This window comes from Armatimonas sp. (assembly GCF_964826245.1).
Genome location: NZ_CBAYMC010000366.1, coordinates 1 through 3,263 on the forward strand (window position 1 = coordinate 1; position 3,263 = coordinate 3,263).

The following is a 3,263-nucleotide window of genomic DNA, read 5'->3' on the forward strand; positions in this document are numbered from 1 at the left end:
GGCCTTCGTAGCTTTAGCTCTCCAGTCCCGCCGCTCCAACCGGCGGGATTACATTATACGGTGGGCGGACTTCTGTGGGGCGGGTTTGGCGAGGGCTTCGGCCCAGGCGGTATCCCAGGCGGCGTAGTCGGTCTCGACACTTTCGGGGCTTTGCTCGCTACGCACCACAAACGACGGCTGCCAGGGCCTGCCGGTGGGCGTGCCGGTGGGCTGGTAGCGCAAGTCGAGGCTCCAGCGGACGGTGTCGGTGACGTTGGGAGTCGAGCGGTGGGGCGTGCACTTGTGCATGAACACCACGCCGCCTTTTTTCACCGCAGCAACCAACGGCTCGATCTTAGGAAGGGCATCTTCGCGGATGGTCGCGCCGCCTGCACCACCGATATGCGGCAGGAGGCCCCGCTCCCAGACCCCGGGAAGGATCTGCATACAGCCATTTTGCACGGTCGCGTCCACGAGAGGCAGCCAGCAGGTGATGATCTCGCTGTGGTCGGCCTCTTCCCAGGTCACGGCGGCGTCCTGGTGCCACGGCACGTTAAAGTAGCTCCCGCCTGCCTGATCCGCGACTTTGCCCCGAATGTGCTGGATCGGGCTGGCGATCAGCTCGGGCGTCCCGAGGAGCTGCTGCACGGCATCGAGCAGGTTTTTGCAGTGGAGAAAGTCAAAAAACTCCGGGAGACGCGCGTTCATCACGTCCATGCCGTCTTGGATCGCCCGGTTCTGGGCATAGAGCCACGCAAAACGCTTGTCAAAGGGCAGCGTCTCTTTCAAGTCCGCAATCGCCAGTGCTCGTGCCTTGGCATCAATCCAGCGCGTGTAGCCTGCGATCACCGGCGCGAGGTCGGCTTCGTCTAGCACGCCTTCTGCCACTAAAACACCATCGCTCTTAAACTGCGCGAGCTGCGCCTCCGTTAATCGTCCCATTTCTCCACCCTCACTCTCCATAAAAAAACAGAGGCCCAGTGCGGGCCTCTGCCAACCGATCCGAAGAAACCTACTGCCCGGAGACATTAAACAGCGTGCTCAAGGGGGCATCCACGGAGCTAAACGCCACACCGACGGGCCAGTTCACGCGACGATCATTACCGTTGATCCACTTCGCATGGCCATCGGCATAGGTCATGTTGAGCCCGTTGCTGTGGCGTGCCTCCAGCCGAAAGCGCACATCACCGGGCGTGTTAAAGGGAACCGAGCGATCCACTTCTCCCCAGATCTCAGCAAAGGCGACACAATCCGAGGGGGTGCTGACGGCAGCCATTGAGATCGTGTTCCCTGCTCCCTTTGCGAGCCAGTTGTTGTAGCCGTATCCCCGGCGGAACCCACGGGTGTCGCGGGAAGGCGCTTTGCTGGGGCATTGGTAGAAGGGAAGCTTAGCGCTGAAGAGGTCAGGGCGCGTGGTTCCTAGCACTGCATTGACTTGGGTCGCGAGATTCGTATCCCCCATCTTGATGTAGGGAATAAGATCGACGGTCCAGTCGCGGCTCGTGGTAGCGGTGCTGGTGAAGACCATTGGGTAGGTCTCGTCATAGTCCTGCAGGTACATCATCAGAGCCGTTCCGTGCTGGCGGCAGTTGGAGAGGCAGCTGGTTTGACGTGCCTTCTCGCGAGCTTGGGCAAAAACCGGGAAGAGAATAGCGGCAAGAATGGCGATAATCGCGATCACCACTAAAAGTTCAATCAAAGTAAATGCAGCATTGCGCTTCATGAAGTTCATCTCCTCAAAGAGAAAAAATACACCGTGGTCAGTCACCGACGGATAGCGTAAACTATAGCGGACTTCGTGCTGAGGCACAATGCACAAAAGGACTCATCTTTTGCACAATAGAAGCAACCTTACATTTCTCGCGAGTAGCAATCAGCAAAGCTATTCTCTTCATTTAGACAAGCATCTCTTAGGCTACTACACCCTCCAGTTTATCTGCCAGGGTGAGCTTGAAGTCCTCTATGATGAGGAGAGCTTCTTCTTGGACGATCGCTCTAGCGGCTGGTTTTTCCCGGCCTACCCTGGCCCGCGACTACGGTTCCACCCTCCCACACCCGAGAGCACCTGGTGGCATAGGCACCTGGCATTCCAGGGGGAGCTGATCGAAACGTGGCGAGCCGGTGGTTTGTGGCCGCTGGAGCCACAGCCCGCACCAGTGGGCATGGACGGCGGCGCATGCTTAGATGAGATCACCGGTTTTGCAAACGCCACCAGTCGCTGGAGCCACGAGCAAGCGGTCAACGGCTTGGAGGCTCTGCTGCTGAAGCTGGCTGTCGCAAGAGATGCCCCCTCTGAGGGGCGCTCATGGCTCACCAGTCTCCTAGAGCAGCTCAGTCATAACTTCGCCCCCGACTACTGCCAGCTCGCTCAGCAGCAGGGATGCTCGCTCGCCACGCTCCGGCGGCGTTTCAAAGACGCGACAGGCCAAACCCTCCATGAGTTCGTCATCGCCCAGCGCATCGCCCGTGCCCGCAAGCTCCTCGCCGAAACCGACTTACCCCTGCGCCAGCTCGCCGCCCAGCTCGGCTACGACTCCGAGTTCTTCTTTGCCCGCCAGTTCAAGCAAGTCGCCCAAGTCACGCCTGGCGAGTACCGTCGGAGCCGCCTGTTTATCCCCCCTTAAGACGAACAGGTATACTTCATCTACAATGGAAACATCGAATCCTCTAGAGAATAATGAAACTGAGTTTTCCTCCACCTTTGAGAGTCATGCACGACTTTTCACCGCAAAGCAAAACCCTCCTTGGCACAGCCTGGGAATGATTTTTATTGCTTGCCTCCTTGTTTTCGGATTCATGCTCTCTCAAGGATCAAATGCGATTGTCAGTTTAATCATTCCTCTTGGGGTTGCTCTTATCGGAGTCCCGATTGCACTTGCGGATTCATTTAAAGCCAAGCGTCTTGCCAAACAAGGAATACTTGTCAATGCCATCCTGGTTCAGGCCAACGACTCTCTCTACCATCCCAGCAATAGTGGTGGTGGTGCTCCGGCACTTGTCGTTTTTTCCTTTGAAGATATTCCGTATAAGAATCTGGGAGCACTGGTAGAGAGAGCCCACATGTACCGTCAGAGCGGAGGGACAACAGCAGCCGAGAAGAAACTAGGGGCAATCCTACGCGACGAGCGCTATATTCAGTACCGCCGTGTTACAGTGCCTCAAGAACTCACAGAAGGAGCCGTGGTCTATATGGCAGATCTATGGATTAATCGAAAAGCACTCCCACAAGGCTATCTGCAAACCAACCAGCTCACCTGCATCGCCACGCCAGGCGCACGTGGATG

4 protein-coding genes are annotated in these 3,263 nt (G+C 57.3%); 2 read left to right on the forward strand and 2 right to left on the reverse strand.

Going from position 1 to position 3,263, the window contains the following annotated elements:
* Nucleotides 1-48 precede the first annotated feature (48 nt).
* Both AC1XOS_RS21490 and AC1XOS_RS21495 read right to left on the reverse strand, forming a co-directional pair.
* Entirely contained in the window at nt 49-921 is an 873-nt protein-coding gene (locus tag AC1XOS_RS21490) for a phytanoyl-CoA dioxygenase family protein (protein ID WP_481964257.1), read from the reverse strand.
* A 70-nt stretch (nt 922-991) separates the two neighbouring features.
* Nucleotides 992-1,702, reverse strand: coding sequence for a prepilin-type N-terminal cleavage/methylation domain-containing protein (locus tag AC1XOS_RS21495; RefSeq protein WP_481964258.1), 711 nt, complete (start codon nt 1,700-1,702; stop codon nt 992-994).
* A gap of 109 nt (nt 1,703-1,811) precedes the next feature.
* Here AC1XOS_RS21495 and AC1XOS_RS21500 point away from each other — a divergent pair, with 109 nt between their 5' ends.
* On the forward strand, nt 1,812-2,603 hold the full coding sequence (locus AC1XOS_RS21500) for a helix-turn-helix transcriptional regulator (RefSeq protein ID WP_481964259.1): 792 nt from the start codon (nt 1,812-1,814) through the stop codon (nt 2,601-2,603).
* 25 nt (nt 2,604-2,628) lie between these two features.
* Nucleotides 2,629-3,263, forward strand: a 635-nt coding sequence (locus AC1XOS_RS21505) for a hypothetical protein (protein WP_481964260.1), incomplete at its 3' end; no start/stop codon positions are given.

Coding starts and splice junctions, on each gene's coding strand:
- AC1XOS_RS21490 (WP_481964257.1), bottom strand. CDS start 921: ATGGGACGATTAACGGAGGCGCAGCTCGCGCAGTTTAAGAGCGATGGT.
- AC1XOS_RS21495 (WP_481964258.1), bottom strand. CDS start 1,702: ATGAAGCGCAATGCTGCATTTACTTTGATTGAACTTTTAGTGGTGATC.